The sequence below is a fragment of the Stenotrophomonas sp. PS02300 genome, from assembly GCF_029959395.1.
GTDB classification, from domain to species: Bacteria; Pseudomonadota; Gammaproteobacteria; order Xanthomonadales; family Xanthomonadaceae; genus Stenotrophomonas; species Stenotrophomonas maltophilia_AD.
In genome coordinates this window covers 1-16,458 of record NZ_JASCOP010000002.1, presented here as the reverse complement: position 1 = coordinate 16,458, position 16,458 = coordinate 1, and the positions used below count along the sequence as shown (strand labels likewise).

17 protein-coding genes are annotated in these 16,458 nt (G+C 64.1%); 15 read left to right on the top strand and 2 right to left on the bottom strand.

The annotated features are described in order from the left end of the window. The first annotated feature begins 12 nt into the window (after positions 1 to 12). The 11 genes from QMX79_RS00730 to QMX79_RS00680 all read left to right on the top strand — a co-directional run bounded on the left by QMX79_RS00730 (position 13) and on the right by QMX79_RS00680 (position 8,914). Positions 13 to 501: a DUF3990 domain-containing protein gene (locus QMX79_RS00730; protein WP_282243378.1), complete on the top strand. Its 489-nt coding sequence runs from the start codon at positions 13 to 15 to the stop codon at positions 499 to 501. Positions 502 to 602: 101 nt separating this feature from the next. Then, on the top strand, positions 603 to 917 hold the full coding sequence (locus tag QMX79_RS00725) for a hypothetical protein (protein ID WP_282243376.1): 315 nt from the start codon (positions 603 to 605) through the stop codon (positions 915 to 917). A 1-nt stretch (position 918) separates the two neighbouring features. Beyond that, positions 919 to 1,449, top strand: a complete 531-nt coding sequence (locus QMX79_RS00720; RefSeq protein WP_282243374.1) for a hypothetical protein — start codon at positions 919 to 921, stop codon at positions 1,447 to 1,449. Positions 1,450 to 1,749: 300 nt separating this feature from the next. After that, on the top strand, positions 1,750 to 2,055 hold the full coding sequence (locus tag QMX79_RS00715; protein ID WP_282243372.1) for a hypothetical protein: 306 nt from the start codon (positions 1,750 to 1,752) through the stop codon (positions 2,053 to 2,055). A 729-nt stretch (positions 2,056 to 2,784) separates the two neighbouring features. Then, positions 2,785 to 3,072, top strand: coding sequence for a hypothetical protein (locus QMX79_RS00710; protein ID WP_282243371.1), 288 nt, complete (start codon positions 2,785 to 2,787; stop codon positions 3,070 to 3,072). Between the two features lie 184 nt (positions 3,073 to 3,256). Beyond that, on the top strand, positions 3,257 to 3,667 hold the full coding sequence (locus QMX79_RS00705; RefSeq protein WP_282243369.1) for a hypothetical protein: 411 nt from the start codon (positions 3,257 to 3,259) through the stop codon (positions 3,665 to 3,667). 552 nt (positions 3,668 to 4,219) lie between these two features. After that, the gene (locus QMX79_RS00700; protein WP_282243367.1) at positions 4,220 to 4,561 is read left to right on the top strand and encodes a hypothetical protein; all 342 of its coding nucleotides are present in this window, start codon (positions 4,220 to 4,222) and stop codon (positions 4,559 to 4,561) included. Positions 4,562 to 4,862: 301 nt separating this feature from the next. Continuing rightward, positions 4,863 to 5,216 (top strand): hypothetical protein, encoded by a 354-nt coding sequence (locus QMX79_RS00695; protein WP_282243365.1) that lies wholly within the window; start codon positions 4,863 to 4,865, stop codon positions 5,214 to 5,216. Positions 5,217 to 5,478: 262 nt separating this feature from the next. Next, positions 5,479 to 6,990, top strand: a complete 1,512-nt coding sequence (locus QMX79_RS00690; RefSeq protein WP_282243363.1) for an alpha/beta hydrolase — start codon at positions 5,479 to 5,481, stop codon at positions 6,988 to 6,990. After that, on the top strand, positions 6,987 to 7,733 hold the full coding sequence (locus QMX79_RS00685) for an ATP-binding cassette domain-containing protein (protein WP_282243362.1): 747 nt from the start codon (positions 6,987 to 6,989) through the stop codon (positions 7,731 to 7,733). The genes QMX79_RS00690 and QMX79_RS00685 overlap by 4 nt, the downstream gene beginning before the upstream one ends. After that, complete coding sequence (locus QMX79_RS00680; RefSeq protein ID WP_282243360.1) at positions 7,730 to 8,914, top strand: ABC transporter permease; 1,185 nt, start codon at positions 7,730 to 7,732, stop codon at positions 8,912 to 8,914. Before QMX79_RS00685 ends, QMX79_RS00680 begins: the two co-directional genes overlap by 4 nt. Before the next feature lie 56 nt (positions 8,915 to 8,970). Here the strand turns inward: QMX79_RS00680 and QMX79_RS00675 are convergent, their stop codons facing one another. After that, positions 8,971 to 9,987 (bottom strand): energy transducer TonB, encoded by a 1,017-nt coding sequence (locus tag QMX79_RS00675; RefSeq protein WP_282243358.1) that lies wholly within the window; start codon positions 9,985 to 9,987, stop codon positions 8,971 to 8,973. Between the two features lie 157 nt (positions 9,988 to 10,144). Continuing rightward, positions 10,145 to 10,780, bottom strand: a complete 636-nt coding sequence (locus QMX79_RS00670; protein ID WP_282243356.1) for a TIGR00645 family protein — start codon at positions 10,778 to 10,780, stop codon at positions 10,145 to 10,147. Positions 10,781 to 10,887: 107 nt separating this feature from the next. Here QMX79_RS00670 and QMX79_RS00665 point away from each other — a divergent pair, with 107 nt between their 5' ends. The 4 genes from QMX79_RS00665 (at position 10,888) to QMX79_RS00650 (ending at position 16,360) form a co-directional block, all read left to right on the top strand. Further along, a complete protein-coding gene (locus QMX79_RS00665; RefSeq protein WP_282243355.1) occupies positions 10,888 to 11,577 on the top strand; it encodes a glutathione S-transferase N-terminal domain-containing protein in 690 nt (229 codons plus the stop codon). 111 nt (positions 11,578 to 11,688) lie between these two features. Further along, positions 11,689 to 13,917: a S9 family peptidase gene (locus QMX79_RS00660; RefSeq protein WP_282243354.1), complete on the top strand. Its 2,229-nt coding sequence runs from the start codon at positions 11,689 to 11,691 to the stop codon at positions 13,915 to 13,917. Between the two features lie 37 nt (positions 13,918 to 13,954). Continuing rightward, the gene (locus tag QMX79_RS00655) at positions 13,955 to 14,473 is read left to right on the top strand and encodes a cytochrome c oxidase assembly factor Coa1 family protein (protein WP_282243353.1); all 519 of its coding nucleotides are present in this window, start codon (positions 13,955 to 13,957) and stop codon (positions 14,471 to 14,473) included. Between the two features lie 81 nt (positions 14,474 to 14,554). Beyond that, positions 14,555 to 16,360, top strand: coding sequence for a DUF885 domain-containing protein (locus QMX79_RS00650; RefSeq protein ID WP_282243351.1), 1,806 nt, complete (start codon positions 14,555 to 14,557; stop codon positions 16,358 to 16,360). Positions 16,361 to 16,458: the final 98 nt, after the last annotated feature.

Sequence of the window (16,458 nt, the reverse complement as noted above, 5' to 3'; positions counted from 1 at the left end):
GGTGGCCTGTTCGTGTATGGAATCGCCAAGGGAGTTCGCGCGGCAGCCGCGGTGGCTGAGCATGTGCCGTTCGTCTCACGCGGTTTGATAGCCCGTGAGACGGAAGGGTGGGGGTTGGGGGCGGACAACTTCACCACGCTGTATCACGGTACAACGCCGGAAGGCGCTAACGCGATTCGGACGCAGGGGATTGACCTTGCAAAGGGCAATGATGCCAGCGATTTCGGCCAAGGCTTCTACCTGACGGGTTCCAAGGAAGAAGCCCTCAGTTCTGCTGCGCGCAAAACTGACGTAGGGGAAGAAGCCTTCGAGGTTGTCGTATACAAGATTGCAAATTATCAGTTGGATAAGCTCAACAAACTAGAGTTCGATGGATCAAACGAAGAATGGCAGAGTTCCGTTTGGAACCATAAGAGACCGCAAGATGCGACGCGTATCCAGCCTCACGGGGGAGGGGCATATGGTATGGTCAAAGGCCTGCTGTGCGCTTCGATACAGTGATAGGACGGGTAAGATGTTCTCACTAACGAAGCGATCTGACCAAACAAGCATTCATGCCGAGAGGGCGGCGGACCTGTTTAATTGGCATGTGGAGAGTTAGGGTGAATCAAAGTATCCGCGCGGACGAGGATGTGAATGACTATTTTGACATGATAGCCCAAAGTTTGAATTTAACTTTTGGCTACTCACTTGCGCGATCAGAAGAGTTGGCCAGGGAATATTACGAGAAGTTTACCGATCCAGATTTTTGTGGATCGATTGGGGTGCGGGTGCAAGACGATGAGTTTTTATTCCATGAGGGCGCACCCGGAATGGCTTTAAGAGTTCATTACTACCTGGTGCTGAAAGGAGATCCCAGTCGAGAAGCCTTTATTGACTGGCGCAAAGAATTTCTTATTTCTCGTCGACGGGGTTGAAATGGCAGTCCTGATTGAAGGCATATCTGTGGTAGTTCGTTGTGATAAGAATCTGGGCGCCTATCAAGGTGGTGTCGCACAGTTCAAGCGGGATGTTCCGAACGATTCCCTGCGTGCTGACGGGAAGCTCGCAGCCGTGACCTTCCTGAATCCTGTGGACGTTGAGACGTATGTAAGGACGCTTGAGTCAAGGGGTCTTAGGTTCAAGGATGAGTTGGGGGCTCTAGACATTGTTGTTGTGGATCAGCGCTCAGGCTTCTGTTTTCCTTGCAGCTGGGCAGAATTTGGGCGAACAGAATGGAACGGGGAGTCGGATAAGGAAGTCTCAGTTTGCGCAGTGGGCGCCGACTTGCCTCAGCCAGTCGTCGTCCCGGATGGCTGGAGTTTTGACAGGTCGTTGAGTGCCAGTCACCACTTCATTGGCGAACAAGGACTTCCTCCTGCCATGCGTCTGGTGCGTAGGGAGGAAGAGTTGGATGTCTACCTGGACGACGCGACAGGTGTGGAGTTCTTCTCGAGGCGCTTCAAGTAAGCGAAGCAATGTCGCGGTGCGATACGCTACGTGGGAGTCCGTTTCCGGGGTACGCAATCCCGCGGGTGCGCGGGGCGATCTTCAATGAGGTGCAGCAGTTCAATGCCGGCCGGGGCGAATACGACGCGGGCCCAGCACGTGAGCGGCTGCAGTCGGTGCGAAGGGGCCAACCGGCAGAGGATGCCAGCCCGCTTGATCAGCTGGTCAACGACATCGCTGGCGTTGCATGTCTCGAGCGCGGCGAATCATTCCCTCCGACCAATGCCACGGCCTTCACCCACTATCGAGCTGGATACACACATGCCCACCCAGAACAATCCTTTCCCAATCATGCTCGACGCCATGGTGGTGACTTCCGAGTACATCACCAAGGGGCGGCTGCCGGTGCTGTACGTGTGCCGCGAAGTGGACGAGGAGGAGGAGACGTGGCAGTTCCATTGTGGCAATGGAGATTTCACCATGGAGCGCATGCAGCTGGTCCGACTGGACAACATCCTTCGCCTCGACGACACGCTGGTTGCGCTCGCCCAGTTACCGGCGGGGCATTTCGCTACCCGAGAGTCCATCGATGCTCAATGGAAAGTAGCGGCGCTTCCAGAAGAGTGAAGAGGCAGGGCGCTGTGGGCAGCCATAGCCCCAATGCATGCTTCCGAGGTGTCATCTCGCCGTAAGCACGCCGGAGGCGGAATCTATTTGATCATCGATGCAGGGAGAATCAGTAGTGAGCCAATTGCGAAGGGTATCGGGCACCGTGGTAAGGCTCTGTTGCCAGTCCTGCCATAAAACGTTCCCTCACTTCCGTTTTGAAGGGGAGGGCGATGCCGACACTGCGGGGCTCGGATCCTTGTCAAGCTGTATGAAGAATGAGGTAGTAATTGCCGAGATGAGTACTTCTGAATGGAACAACTCCGAGAGCTCGGGTGCTCACAAATTTCAGGACAGGCTCTCCAGCCAGCTCGGTCGTTCGGACCTCAGGGCTGTGCAATTGCTGCGAGTCCACCATTCCCAAAGTTCACCTGTCAGCGTCACCTTTCAAGAGTTCCGAAAGCAGTTTGTGCCTCCCCAGGTCACCTATTCGTGCCCATGCTGCACGCACGGCGAGAGCAGCGAGACATCTCAGTCTGTCGTGGAGGAGTACCTGCGATCCGGTGGGCACATAACTTTGATTGGCGATCTCCAGCTATAGCTCCGGACGCAGGAAAGTCGTGTGGCGGCGTGGCGCTCCAACATGGCTGCGCGCTGGTCAATACTCATACGGCGGTCCGACGAACTATGGGTGGTTGGTGCTGGGCAGCAAGGAAGCGTTTCCGAAAATCCAACTCAAAGGTGCAGGAAATGGATAACGATGAGCTGATGTCGGCATCCAAGGTGATCGTGGCAAGGAACGTCGATCATCACGTTCTGGCCGCGACGGTGATTTGGGAGAGCAAGCGCTCCGCGCTGTATCTGACGTGGTACGTAGATCGTCCTGCTACTGACGACGATGAGGAGCTCTGCGAGCACTCGCTTGGAGAGCTGCTTGCTCAGTTCACCGAAGTGGCCAGAGCGTATACCCGCTGTGTCCATGCTCAGTCCGTCGAAGACTTGGCACATCTGGTAGGTCTGGTGTTCCTGCGCAGCTGATGGCTTGGGTGCCGGGCCGAAACCGTTCATCCCCCTTCGGTCACATCCAGCCCGCCCATGCGCCATGCGGCGTGAACAATGCAGTTGTCGATAACTACAACCAAATATTGAAGACCGTAAGGGCCACGCCGGTGAATCCATGAAGCTGGAACTAGTCAAATACAAGTGCGCAAGGTGTACGAGCATGTTTGAGTCTCCCGAAATTGCGTCGGACTCTTACGGTGAGTTCTTGTTGCGCTCACCATCCGGGGCGGTTGTGTACTTGGACGCGCTTCTAGACAAGACTTATGAGGAAGTCGATCAGTTGCTGGCAGCGCACAAAAGGACTGGTAGTCTGAGTGGGTTTGAACGCGCCCAAGTTCTGCGTCGTGTATATGGCGAGATTGCATGCGACAAGGATGCTGATGGCAATCCGTTCACTCTTGCTGCGCATCCGGTATGTCCTGTCTGCGGGAGTCAGGAAATGGCATCTTGGGAGTTCAAGGAGCCGCCGGAATTTGCAGATGTACCTCTAAATTTTGTGGCGCATAACGTTTGGAACAGTTTGTCGGGGGGCGACAAGCTAAAGCTTCTTGAAGGGAGTTTGCTGAGCTGAGCTTCCCCTGTTCTTAGCCTGGCTCCTAAAGAGATGTAACCTACGGCCATGCTTCATCGCTCACTCACGGGGAGTGAGGTGTGGAAGCCGTTCGAGATGACCAGCACGCTGGACAGGGGCGGTGAGATTCTGTTCCAAGGTGGTAGCCTGGTCTTCGGAGTGGCAGAGATACCTGAGCTTTTGAGGGCCGGCAAGGCCGTCTTGGTAGGTGGGAAGGCGGCGTACGAGGCGTGGGCGCTTGGGAGAGCCACGCGTTCGGCCGCAAAGGCCGAGGAGCTTGCTGCTATTTCAGACGGGACTGGCCGAAGGTTGCAAGTCAGTACTGGAGGGCTGCGGAATGAGTTTCCGCTTACCGCAGCGCAAGAAGCTGAAGCGATTGCTTACGCACAGCGCCTTGGCATGCGGGGAGGACGCAAGCTCTTTTGTTCTTGGAGCAGGCCCAAGCAAGCTTTCGGGCGGCAGGGTTTACGCCCGAACTTAGGGGTGCTGAACGTTATACCCTGATTCGCGATGGTCTCGGCCGGTTGCACAGTCAAGGATTGTCAATCCGGGATGTCCGTAGTCAGTTTTGGATTGATGAAGTGGGCAGCTGGTGAGGAGAAAGATGTGAGGATATTGATGACCGTTGCCGATGTATTTTCTGCGTCTGACGGCAGGATTGTGATAGCAGGTGCGGATCACCAAATGGATAATTTCAATAAGGAGGATCTTGAAGCCGCGATAGGCAGTTTCGTAGTTGTCGAGAACCAGGGCGCGCACGCTTCAAAGCGTCTTTCAGTTGTGAGCGTGGACGTTTCCGAGTCAATGGCGGGAAGGAAGAATCTATTCTTGAAATTGGATTTTCCGTTCTCCGGCGGAGAAGGTTTCAAGGGAGCGAGGGCTAGTGTCGAGTAGGTTAGCTTCATGATCCCTCGGAGGCCTGGATCTGTGGCACGCGCTGCGGGCAGGCGATGCCGGGGCCAGCGACCCGCTGGTGGCCCGCTACCGCCCTTGGGCAGAGATGTTGGCTGACCGGATCCATCGCCGTGTGGCCGGGCAGCCATACCCCACTGTATGCTTCCGAGGTGCCTTCTCGCCGCACGCCGCGCCGGCAGCGGAAACCATACGTGCCACGGCAAGACACATCAATGAGCGAAGTTGGCGGGATCTGCAGCAACCGCTGAATGGTGATGCGTCCGACAAGAGCGGGTGGGTCTTGTACGATCCCGCCGATAACTTTCAAGCGGGGAGGTCGTCAATGACAAGGTTGGCTGAACATTTGGCGGATCTTGCTGGAGCAGTTGCGACCGCAGCTGACGCTCCAGATAGATATCCGGAATTCTTGGTTGAGATCTTCGGTGGGGTGCAGCAGGCGTACGAGGCGAACAAGGCTCAGATTCTTGAAGCATGGACCTCGGCGCGGCCGAATTTGAAGCGCGACCTGGATAAGGTTCATCTTATCGATCAACGTCTGGAGTCTGCGTTCGCTGCTTTCGAAGGTGGCGACAGGGAGCTGGGTCGCACTTTTATATTCGAGGTCTACAATCTTCAACTTCGGAAGCTCAGGTGATGGAAGCGGGCGCGCTCGACGATCTTCGAGCGACTCGGTGGAACAGCATTTCTCCTGCCCCTGCCCCTACTTGAACTACAGGCCCAGAAATCATTCGACCATGTGAACTGACGGGCTGACCATGCAGCCCTTCAGGACCTGCCCCGTTTCCTGACGCAATCGGCGCTTGCACCACGGCCTGGCTAGCGTATCCCTTCGGTCACATCCAGCCCGCCCACTCGTCATGGCATGCTGAGACCCTTCAATCCAGGATGCGATCGAAATGCGACTTTCCTGCCGTCCCCTGGCCACCAGCGCGGCGTTGCTGCTACTGGCGGCCTGCCAGGCCACTCCGGAGGCACCCCCGGAAGCGGCTGAGCGCCAGTACGGAACACTGACGTTCAAGCCCTGCACCCTTACCAGCGCCCAGGCCAGCAACAACGTCGAAGCCGAGTGCGCCACCCTGCAGGTGCCTGAGAACCCCGATGCGCCCACTGGCCGCAAGATCGGGCTCAACATCGCCCTGCTGGATACCGCCAACGAAGGCGAGGGCAAGCAGGACCCGGTGTTCTTCCTGGCCGGCGGCCCGGGCCAGTCGGCCACGCAGGTGGCGGCCATCATCAACCAGTCGCTGCGCGATGTGCGCAAGAAGCGCGACATCATCCTGGTGGACCAGCGTGGCACCGGCAAATCCAACCCGCTCAGCTGCGTGGATGCCGAGGGCAAGGAGCTTTCGTTCGACGAGAACGCGGCGGCCACGCCCGAGGTGATCGCCGAGTTCGCCACCCGCTGCGCCGCCGCGCTGGTTGAACGTGCCGACACCCGCTTCTACACCACCACCCAGGCCATTGGTGACCTGGATGCCGTGCGTGCGGCGCTGGGCGTGGACAAGATCAACCTGGTGGGCGGCTCCTACGGTACCCGCGTGGCCCAGCAGTACGCCGCGCGCTTCCCGCAGCACACCCGTGCGGTGGTGATCGACGGGGTGGCGCCGAACGACCTGGCGGTGGGCGGCGATTTCGCCAACACCTTCGAATCGGCGATCGAGCTGCAGTCCGCCCAGTGCCGCAAGGACCCGGCCTGCGCCAAGCGCTTCCCGGTCGATACCCGCACCCAGCTGCGCAACGTGATGACCACGCTGGCCAAGGCCCCGGTGGAGGTGGAATACCGCGACCCGGGCACCGCTGCGGTACGTCGCGACCCGGTCAGTGCCAACACCGTGACCAGCCTGGCCTTCATGTTCTCGTACATGCCGGAACTGTCCTCGCTGCTGCCGGTGGTGCTGGACGAAGCGGCGCAGGGCCGTTACGCGCCGCTGATGTCGCTCAACAGCCTGGCCACCCGCAACATGGCCGGGCAGATGAACCAGGGCATGCAGTGGTCGGTGATCTGCGCCGAAGACGCCGACCGCTACCAGGAAGCCCCGGCCGGCGACCGCATTCTGGGCCCGGAAGTGGCGCGCATGTTCTTCGCCGCCTGCCCGGTGTGGAACGTGGGCACGCGGCCGAAGGACTTCACCGCGCCGTTGAGCACCGACGTGCCGGTGCTGCTGCTGTCGGGCGAGTTCGACCCGGTCACCCCGCCGCGCTACGCCGAACAGGTGCTCAAGCACCTGCCCAACGGCCGCCACATCGTGGCCAAGGGCCAGGGCCATGGCACCCTCGGCGCCGGCTGCATGCCGCGCCTGCTGGCGCAGTTCATGGACAAGGCCGACGCCAAGGCACTCGACGCCTCCTGCCTGGATACCCTCACCGCGGTGCCGGCCTTCACCTCGTTCAACGGATGGGAACCATGATCGTCGCCGAGAACCTGCATAAAGCCTTCAAGACCAAGACCGGCCTGATCAAGGCGGTGGACAACGTCGGCTTCCAGGCCGAGGACGGCCGCATCACCGGCCTGCTCGGACCCAACGGCGCCGGCAAGACCACCACGATGCGCATGCTCTACACGCTCATGGCGCCCGACCAGGGCCGGGTGCTGGTGGACGGGCTGGACGCGGCCACCCACCCGGTGGAAGTCCGTCGCCGGCTGGGCGTGCTGCCCGACGCACGTGGGGTGTACAAGCGGCTGACCGCGCGCGAGAACATCGCCTACTTCGGCGAGCTGCACGGCATGAGCGCGGCGCACATCCGCGAGCGCACCAAGGTGCTCTCCAAGGCGCTGGACATGGAAGACATCCTGGACCGCCAGACCGACGGCTTCTCGCAGGGGCAGCGGACCAAGACCGCCATCGCGCGCGCGCTGGTGCACGACCCACGCAACGTGATCCTGGACGAACCCACCAACGGTTTGGACGTGATGACCACCCGCGCGCTGCGCGGGTTCCTGCGCGAGCTGCGCGACGAAGGCCGCTGCGTGATCTTCTCCAGCCACATCATGCAGGAGGTGGCCGCACTGTGCGACACGATCGTGATCATCGCCAAGGGCACGGTGATGGCGGCCGGCACCGCCGATGAACTGCGCGCGCTGACCGGCGAGGCGAACCTGGAAGATGCCTTCGTGAAGGCGATCGGCAATGAAGAAGGACTGCACGCATGAGCGCGTTTGCCACGTTGTTGACCGTCATGCGCAAGGAACTGCGCGACCTCTCGCGGGACCGCCGGACCCTGGCGCTCACCCTGCTGCTCGGGCCATTGCTGTACCCGGTGCTGATCCTGGGCATGGGCAAGCTGGCCGAGACCCGCTTCAAGACCCAGATCGACACCCCCCTGGACATTCCCACCATCGGCCGCGAGCACGCCCCCAACCTGGTGCGCTTCCTGGCATCGCAGGGGCTCAACGCGGTGGACCCGCCGAAGGACCTGACCGCTGAGATCCGCGACCAGAAGATCGACATCGCGCTGCGTATCAGCCCGGAGTTCGGCAAGGACTGGGCAGAGGGCCGGCCGGCACTGGTGGAGATCGTGCAGGACAGCACCCGCCGCGATGCCGATATCCCCACCGCACGCCTGAAGGCGGCGCTCAGCGGCTACAGCCAGCAGGTGGGCGCGCTGCGGCTGCTGGCGCGCGGTATCGACGCGCAGGTGGCACGCCCGCTGGACGTGGCCACCCAGGACCTGGCCACGGCCGAGGCCAAGCGCGGTGTGATGCTGTCGCTGCTGTTGCCGATCCTGCTCACCATCACCTCGTTCCTGGGCGGTGCGTACCTGGTGATGGACACCACTGCGGGCGAGCGTGAGCGGCAGTCGCTGGAGCCGTTGCTGGCCACCCCGGCCCGGCGCAGTGCCATCGTCAGCGGCAAGATCGCCGCGGCCTGCGTGGTGGGCGTGGTGTCGCTGCTGCTCACGCTGGCGGCGTTCAAGCTCAGCGCGCAGCTGTCCACCGGCGCGGCGGCACGGCAGCTCAACATGGGCCTGCTGTCGATGCTGCAGATGCTGTTGGTGATGATGCCGATCCTGTTCATCGGCACCTCGCTGCTCACCTTCCTCTCGGCCGCGGCCAAGAGCATGAAGGAGGCGCAGAGCCACATGACGTGGCTGATGCTGCTGCCGATGCTGCCCGGCTACGCATTGATGGTGTACCCGGTGAAGTCCGAGCTGTGGCAACTGGCGGTACCGTTCCTGGCACAGAACCAGATGCTGCTGAAGATCATCCGCCACGAGCCGATCAGTGCGCAGATGTGGGCGGTGTACCTGGTGGCAGGCTTTGGCTTGGCCGCACTGCTGTGGTTCGCGGCAGTACGCCGTTACCACCAGGAGCGGCTCGCGATCTCCGGTTGAGCCCACAAAAAACCCCGGATCGCTCCGGGGTTTTTCTTTTGCCCATCAACCGTGGATCAACCGCCCGGTGCGAACGACAGCGTGCGGCGGGTGGTGACCGGGGCGCTGACCGGTTCGAACTTCCAGCGCTTGACCGCGTTGAGCGCCTCGCGGTCGAAGATGCGGGCCGGGGTGGCGCGCAGCACGCGCGAGCTGGTGACCGAACCGTCGGTGCCCACGGTGATTTCCACCAGCACTTCGCCCGAGGTGCCGGCGCGCAGCGCGTCGGTCGGGTAGCGCGGGGCCGGGGTGCTGATCGGGCGCAGTGCGGCGGCAGCGGCCGGTGCGGCGGTGGGCTGGCGGGCAGCGGCGGCCTGGGCGGCAGCGGCCGCCTGCTGGCGCTGTTCGGCTTCGCGGCGGGCCGCAGCCTGGCGTTCGGTGTCCTGGCGCTCGCTTTCGCGGCGGGCCGCATCCTGCTGCGCGGCGATCTGCTTGGCCGCTTCGGCTTCGGTGGCCTGCTGCTGGCGCTGCTGGTCGGCCAGCAGCTTGACCTTGTTCTCAGCGTCCTTCTTGACCTTGTCGGTCTCTTCCTGGGTGCGCTTGAGGGCGGTCTGCATGCCGTTGGTGATGCCCGACTTCAGGCGCGGCAGCGCCGGTGCGGTGGGGTCCACCTTCTCGATCAGCGCCACCAGGCGCTGGCCTTCGGTGAAGTCCTCGCGGGTCAGGCTCTGCTCGGCGGCGATCAGCGTGTACGGCAGCAGGTCCGACAACGCGCTCTTGATCGAGGCATCGTCCGGCGTCTTCTCGCGCAGCGCCAGGTAGTACTCCATGGCGTTGTCGCCGGCCGGGCCGTACATGCGGTTTTCGCGCAGGGCCTTGCTGGCCAGGTCACGCAGTTCCTCGGTCCCCATTGACTGGACCTTGGCCGAAACCGCCGGCGCCGGCGGCGCGGCGGCAGGTGCGGCGGCCGTGGCAGCCGGTGCGGTCGGCGCGGCCGGAGCCGTTTCGTCCTTGCCCGAGCAGGCGGCCAGAGCCACCACCAGGGTCAGCGGCACCAGCAGGCGCGCCTTGGTGTTCGTGTTGACGTGCGACATCCAACTCCCCTTTGAAGAACGACGATACGTAAGGCCTGATGCGGTCAGGCCGACCGAAGCCCCGGTACGTTTCCCAGCGTCCGGCGCGGTGCAGCAGGTGCCCAATCTAGCATCCCCGCGCCCTGCTTTGCAGGGCCGGGGCGGGCAGGGCGGGCGCTTAGTGCGCCAGCGACTTGCTGGGGGTGTGGGCCATCAGCTTGTCGGTGTAGGCAATGCCGATCGCCGACAGGATGAATGCGGCGTGGATGATGGTCTGCCACATCACGCCGCTGCCGGTCATGGTGGAGCACTTGAACGAGGCTTCCACGGACGGGCCGTACTTGGCCACGGCATCCAGCACCGCGGTGACGTACTCGGGGCTGCTGCACGCCGGCAGGCCGTCCAGGTTGCCGGCACCGATGAAGGTCTTGAGCAGGTGGATCGAGGAGATGCCGATGATCGAGAGCGCCAGCTTCACCTTCAGCACGCTGGCATTGACGTGGCTCAGCCACTCCGGCTGGTCGGGGTGGTTTTCCAGGCGCAGGCGCGAAACGAAGGTCTCGTAGCCGCCCACGATCACCATCACCAGCAGGTTGGAGATCATCACCACGTCGATCAGGCCCAGCACCAGCAGCATGATTTCCTGCTCGCCCATGGCATTGGCCTTGTGGACCAGGTGCCACAGCTCCTTGCCGAACAGGAACACGTAGACGCACTGCGCCAGGATCAGGCCCAGGTACAGCGGAAGCTGCAGCCAGCGCGAGGCGAAGATCAGGGACGACAGGGGGCTGATGGGCTTTTCGGTCGAGCTCATGCTGGAATGCTGCGTTGCGGGGGACGCCGCAGAGTAGCGGGCCTTCATGACCCTGCCAACCCAACTGACGCACTAGACTCGGCATTCCTGAACCGCTGGGTCCTGTCATGATCGATCTGTATTACTGGCCTACCCCGAACGGCCACAAAGTCACCCTGCTGCTGGAAGAGCTGGGCCTGCCGTACACCATCAAGCCGGTGAACATCGGCAGCGGCGACCAGTTCAAGCCCGAATTCCTCGCGATCTCCCCCAACAACAAGATGCCGGCGCTGGTGGACCACCAGCCCACCGACGGGGGCGCGCCGCAGAGCGTGTTCGAATCCGGGGCGATCCTGCTGTACCTGGCCGAGAAGACCGGGAAGTTCCTGCCGGCCGATACCCGCGGCCGGGTGGCGGTGCTGGAATGGCTGTTCTGGCAGATGGCCGGGCTGGGCCCGATGAGCGGCCAGATGGGCCATTTCAATGTGTACGCGCCCGAGCAGATTCCGTATGCCATCGGGCGCTACGGCAACGAAGTGCGGCGCCTGCATGGGGTGATGGACAAGCGCCTGGCCAGCAGCGCCTACCTGGGCGGCGACGACTACAGCATCGCCGACATGGCCAGCTACCCCTGGATCGGCGCGTACGACAAGCTGCCGGCCGATTTCGCCGCGTTCCCGAACCTGAAGCGCTGGCACGACGCCATCGCCGCGCGCCCGGCGACCCAGCGGGCCTACGCGTTGAAGCACCAGGTCAACCCGGATGCCGGCAAGCCGCTCAGCGACGAAGAGCGCAAGCACCTGTTCGGCCAGCGGTAATCGTCGGGGCGGGCACCTCCCACGGGCACCCGCCCCCCGGTTTTGGTTAGGATGGTCCGCTCCCAACCGCCCCACCGGACCGGGACCGCCCAGCCGCCGCCGGAAGATTCCATGCGCCACATTGTTGCCTCGCTCGCCCTCATGCTCGCCTCGACCACCATCGCCCACGCCGAAAAGCTCACCCTGGATGCCATCACCGGCCCGTTGCCGCTGTCCGGCCCGACCCTGATGAAGCCCAAGGTGGCGCCGGATGGCTCACGCGTGAGCTTCCTGCGCGGCAAGGAGGCCGACCGCAACCAGCTGGACCTGTGGGCGTATGACATCGCCAGCGGCCAGACCCGCCTGCTGGTCGATTCCAAGGTGGTGCTGCCCGGCGATGAAACCCTGAGCGATGCCGAAAAGGCCCGCCGCGAGCGCCAGCGCATTGCCGCCATGACCGGCATCGTGGATTACCAGTGGTCGCCCGACGCGCGCACCCTGCTGTTCCCGCTGGGCGGCGAACTGTATCTGTACGACCTGGACAAGCAGGGCAAGGCCGCCGTGCGCCAGCTCACCCACGGTGAGGGCTTCGCCACCGATGCCAAGCTGTCGCCGAAGGGCGGCTTCGTCAGCTTCGTGCGCGACCGCAACCTGTGGGTGATCGACCTGGCCAGCGGCCGCCAGCTGCAGCTCACCCGCGACGGCAGCGAGACCATCGGCAATGGCGTGGCCGAATTCGTCGCCGACGAGGAAATGGACCGCCACACCGGGTACTGGTGGGCGCCGGACGACTCGGCCATCGCCTTTGCCCGCATCGACGAATCGCCGGTGCCGGTGCAGAAGCGCTATGAGATGTACGCCGACCGCACCGAAATGATCGAGCAGCGTTACCCGGCCGCCGGCGACCACAACGTCACCGTCAAGCTGGGCGTGATCGCCCCGCGCGCCGATGCCGCCGCGCGCTGGGTCGACCTGGGCCGCAATGCGGACATCTACCTGGCCCGCGTGGATTGGCGCGACCCGCAGCACCTCACCTTCCAGCGCCAGTCGCGCGACCAGAAGACCCTGGAGCTGATCCAGGCCGACCTGGAAAGCGGCAAGCAGCGCACCCTGGTGACCGAAACCTCGCCAACGTGGGTGCCGCTGCACAACAGCCTGCATTTCCTCACGCAGGGCGGCTTCCTGTGGTCGTCCGAGCGCAGCGGTTTCCAGCACCTGTACCGCGTGTCCGATGACGGCAAGACGGTGACCGCGCTGACCAGCGGCAACTGGCCGGTGGACGAACTGCTGGCGGTGGACGAAGACGCCGGCACGGTCTACTTCCGTGCCGGGGTGGATTCCTCGCGCGAAAGCCAGCTGTACGCGGTGCCGCTGCAGGGCGGGGCACTGCAGCGCCTGTCCAGCGAACCGGGCATGCACAGCGCCAGCTTCGCGAAGAATGCCAGCGTGTACGTGGACAGCTGGTCCAACACCACCACGCCGCCGCAGATCGCCCTGCACCGCGCCAATGGTGAAAAGATCGCCACGCTGGTGGAAAACAACCTGGCCGATCCCAGCCACCCGTACGCGCGCTACCTGGACGCGCAGCGGCCGGTCACCTTCGGCACGCTCACCGCTGCCGATGGCCGCACCCCGCTGCACTACAGCCTGATCACCCCGGCCGGTTTCGACCCGGCCAAGCGCTACCCGGTGGTGGTGTACGTGTATGGCGGCCCGGCCAGCCAGACCGTCACCGACAGCTGGCCCGGCCGTGGCGACCACCTGTTCAACCAGTACCTGGCCCAGCAGGGCTACGTGGTGTTCTCGCTGGACAACCGCGGCACCCCGCGCCGCGGCCGCGATTTCGGCGGTGCGCTGTACGGCGTGCAGGGCACGGTGGAAGTGGCCGACCAGCTCAAGGGCGTGGAATGGCTCAAGCAGCAGCCGTGGGTGGACCCGGCGCGCATCGGCGTGCAGGGCTGGTCCAACGGCGGCTACATGACCCTGATGCTGCTGGCCAAGGCGTCGGACCAGTACGCCTGCGGCGTGGCCGGCGCGCCGGTCACCGACTGGGGCCTGTACGACACCCATTACACCGAGCGCTACATGGACCTGCCGGCGCGCAACGCCAAGGGCTATGAAGAAGCGCGCGTGCTGGCCCACATCGACGGCCTGCGCTCGCGCCTGCTGCTGATCCACGGCATGGCCGACGACAACGTGCTGTTCACCAACTCCACCGCGCTGATGAGCGCGCTGCAGAAGCGTGGCCAGCCGTTCGAACTGATGACCTACCCGGGCGCCAAGCACGGCCTGTCCGGCAGCAATGCACTGCACCGTTACCGCCTGGCCGAAGACTTCCTGGGTCGCTGCCTGACGCCGTAACGCACCTGCATTGATCGGGCTGCCAAGGAGGACGCCGATGCCCCAACCCCCCACGATCCCCGGCGCCACGCGCGCCGGCTGGTGGTGCCGTCATTGGCGCTGGGCCATGCCGTTGGCGGTGCTGGCCGCGCTGCTGGTGGTTGCGGCGCTGCTCTGGCTGGGGCTGAGTCAATGGTCGCGCTGGAGCCGGAGCAGCGAGCCGTACCAGGAAGCCATGCGCCGCGCGCGCTGCAGCATCGAACTGGTGGCAGTGCTGGGCGAGCCGATCCAGGACGGCTTCCTGCCCACTGGCAGCATGCAACGCAGCGCCGGGGGCGGGGGTTCCAGCGACTTCGTGGTGTCGCTGTCCGGCCCGCGCGGCACCGCCGAGCTGTACCTGGAAGCGCATCGCGAGAAGGGCCGGTGGGATTACCCGCTGCTGTACGTGATCACCGGCCAGGACGAAGCCATCGACCTGACCGCGCTGGACGATGCCGAAGCGGCTGGCCTGTGCGCACTGCAGGACTGCCGCGAGCAGGGCCACTGCCCGCTGCCGGGCGGGCGCTGGGGCAGCTGAGCGGCGGCCATGACCTCCGGCCGATTGCCGCTGCCCCCCTGAGTGCGTAGGGTCGCAGGCAACCGCTCACTGGAGTCCTGCATGAAGCCGCTTGCCCTTGCCGTCGCGTTGGCCCTTTCCGTCCCCGCCGCGCTCAGTGCGCCGCCGGCCTTCGCTGCCGCTCCTGCCGCCACCAAGGCCCCGGCCAGTGCGGCCTGGGTGACCCGCAGCAACGAACTGGCGCAGATCCTGCTCGACGCGCAGGGCCCGTTCCAGCCGGAAGAGACCGGCTTCTTCGGCGTGCCGGGCTACGACGACAAGGTGGCCGATTTCGGTCCGGACAACGCCAAGCGCTACCGCGCCGCCATGGCCAAGGCACGCGACCAGCTCAAGGCCAAGCTGGCCACCGAGCGCGACCCGAACGTGCGCCAGGACCTGGCGATCATGATCGCTGCGGCCGACGAGAACATCGAAGGCAGCGAACTCAACGAAAAGTACCTGCTGCCGTGGAGCGACACCCCGCAGACGGTGTTCAGCGGCATCAACCTGCTGCTGTCCGACCAGGTGCCGGCCGAGCGTCGCGCCAAGGCGCTGGACCGCCTGAAGGCCTATGCCGGCCTGGCCCCGGGCAGCACCGCCATCACCACGCTGTCGCGCCAGCGCTATGAAGAGCGCCTGGCCGACAAGACCCTGCTGCAGCCGACGAAGATCGAGGTCGAGCAGTCGCTGGCCAACGTCGATACCTACATCACCGGCATCGAAAAGCTGTTCGACAAGTACAAGGTCGCCGGTGCCGACGAGGCGCTGAAGACCATCGCCACCCAGCTGCGCGAGTACCGCGACTGGACCAAGAGCGAAGTGCTGCCCAAGGCACGCGCCGATGCGCGCCTGCCCGAGCCGCTGTACGCCTTCCAGCTCAAGCGCGTGGGCATCGACATCGACCCCAAGCTGCTGATGCAGCGGGCGCAGCTGGAGTTCATGGAAACCCGCTCGGCGATGCGCCAGCTGGCGCCGCTGGTGGTCAAAGCCAAGGGCCTGAAGGTCGCCGACCCGACCGACCCGGTGGCGGTGATCCGCGCGCTGAAGGGCGACAAGATCGCCGACGACCAGCTCGAGCACCACTACCGTGGCGTGATCGATGCGATCGACCCGATCATCCGCGCGCAGAAGATCGTGGACGTGCCGCAGCGCCCGATGCAGATGCGGCTGGGCTCGGCCGCCGAAAGTGCTGCCTCGCCGGCCCCGCATTTCCTGCCGGCGCCGCTGGTGGGCAACACCGGCCAGCAGGGCACCTTCGTGCTGCCGCTGGGCAACCCCGCCGCCGGCGACAAGGCCGCGCAGTACGACGACTTCAACTTCGGCTCGGCCGCGTGGACCCTGAGCGCGCACGAAGGCCGCCCGGGCCATGAGCTGCAGTTCACCGCGATGGTGGAGCGCGGCGTTTCACTGGCGCGCACGATGTTCGCGTTCAACTCGGTCAACGTGGAAGGCTGGGCGCTGTATGCCGAAGCCGAGATGGTGCCGTACGAGCCGCTGGACGGGCAGCTGATCGCCCTGCAGTTCCGCCTGCTGCGCGCCGCGCGCGCGATGCTCGATCCGATGCTCAACCTGGGCCTGATCGACCGGGCCAAGGCCGAGCGCGTGCTGATCGACGAAGTGGGCCTGTCGCAGGCGATGGCCACCCAGGAACTGGATCGCTACATGGTGCGGTCGCCGGGCCAAGCGGGCAGCTACTTCTACGGCTACACCCGGATCCTGGAACTGCGCATGCAGACCGAACTGGCGCTGGGCGCGAAGTTCGACCGCCTGGCGTTCAACAACTTCCTGCTCGACCAGGGCCTGCTGCCGCCGGACCAGCTGGCCAAGGCGGTCAACGAGGTCTTCATCCCGCGGTACAGGGCAAAGTAATCGCCTCCGCGTGGGCCACGACCAACGGTCGTGGCCTACCAACTGGGTAGGTCACGACCGTTGGTCGTGACCCGCGTTGACCCGGTGGGCGTGTTCGT

Coding starts and splice junctions, on each gene's coding strand:
- QMX79_RS00690 (WP_282243363.1), top strand. CDS start 5,479: ATGCGACTTTCCTGCCGTCCCCTGGCCACCAGCGCGGCGTTGCTGCTA.
- QMX79_RS00685 (WP_282243362.1), top strand. CDS start 6,987: ATGATCGTCGCCGAGAACCTGCATAAAGCCTTCAAGACCAAGACCGGC.
- QMX79_RS00680 (WP_282243360.1), top strand. CDS start 7,730: ATGAGCGCGTTTGCCACGTTGTTGACCGTCATGCGCAAGGAACTGCGC.
- QMX79_RS00720 (WP_282243374.1), top strand. CDS start 919: ATGGCAGTCCTGATTGAAGGCATATCTGTGGTAGTTCGTTGTGATAAG.
- QMX79_RS00660 (WP_282243354.1), top strand. CDS start 11,689: ATGCGCCACATTGTTGCCTCGCTCGCCCTCATGCTCGCCTCGACCACC.
- QMX79_RS00650 (WP_282243351.1), top strand. CDS start 14,555: ATGAAGCCGCTTGCCCTTGCCGTCGCGTTGGCCCTTTCCGTCCCCGCC.
- QMX79_RS00665 (WP_282243355.1), top strand. CDS start 10,888: ATGATCGATCTGTATTACTGGCCTACCCCGAACGGCCACAAAGTCACC.
- QMX79_RS00670 (WP_282243356.1), bottom strand. CDS start 10,780: ATGAGCTCGACCGAAAAGCCCATCAGCCCCCTGTCGTCCCTGATCTTC.
- QMX79_RS00700 (WP_282243367.1), top strand. CDS start 4,220: ATGTCCGTAGTCAGTTTTGGATTGATGAAGTGGGCAGCTGGTGAGGAG.
- QMX79_RS00655 (WP_282243353.1), top strand. CDS start 13,955: ATGCCCCAACCCCCCACGATCCCCGGCGCCACGCGCGCCGGCTGGTGG.
- QMX79_RS00715 (WP_282243372.1), top strand. CDS start 1,750: ATGCCCACCCAGAACAATCCTTTCCCAATCATGCTCGACGCCATGGTG.
- QMX79_RS00675 (WP_282243358.1), bottom strand. CDS start 9,987: ATGTCGCACGTCAACACGAACACCAAGGCGCGCCTGCTGGTGCCGCTG.
- QMX79_RS00705 (WP_282243369.1), top strand. CDS start 3,257: ATGTTTGAGTCTCCCGAAATTGCGTCGGACTCTTACGGTGAGTTCTTG.
- QMX79_RS00710 (WP_282243371.1), top strand. CDS start 2,785: ATGGATAACGATGAGCTGATGTCGGCATCCAAGGTGATCGTGGCAAGG.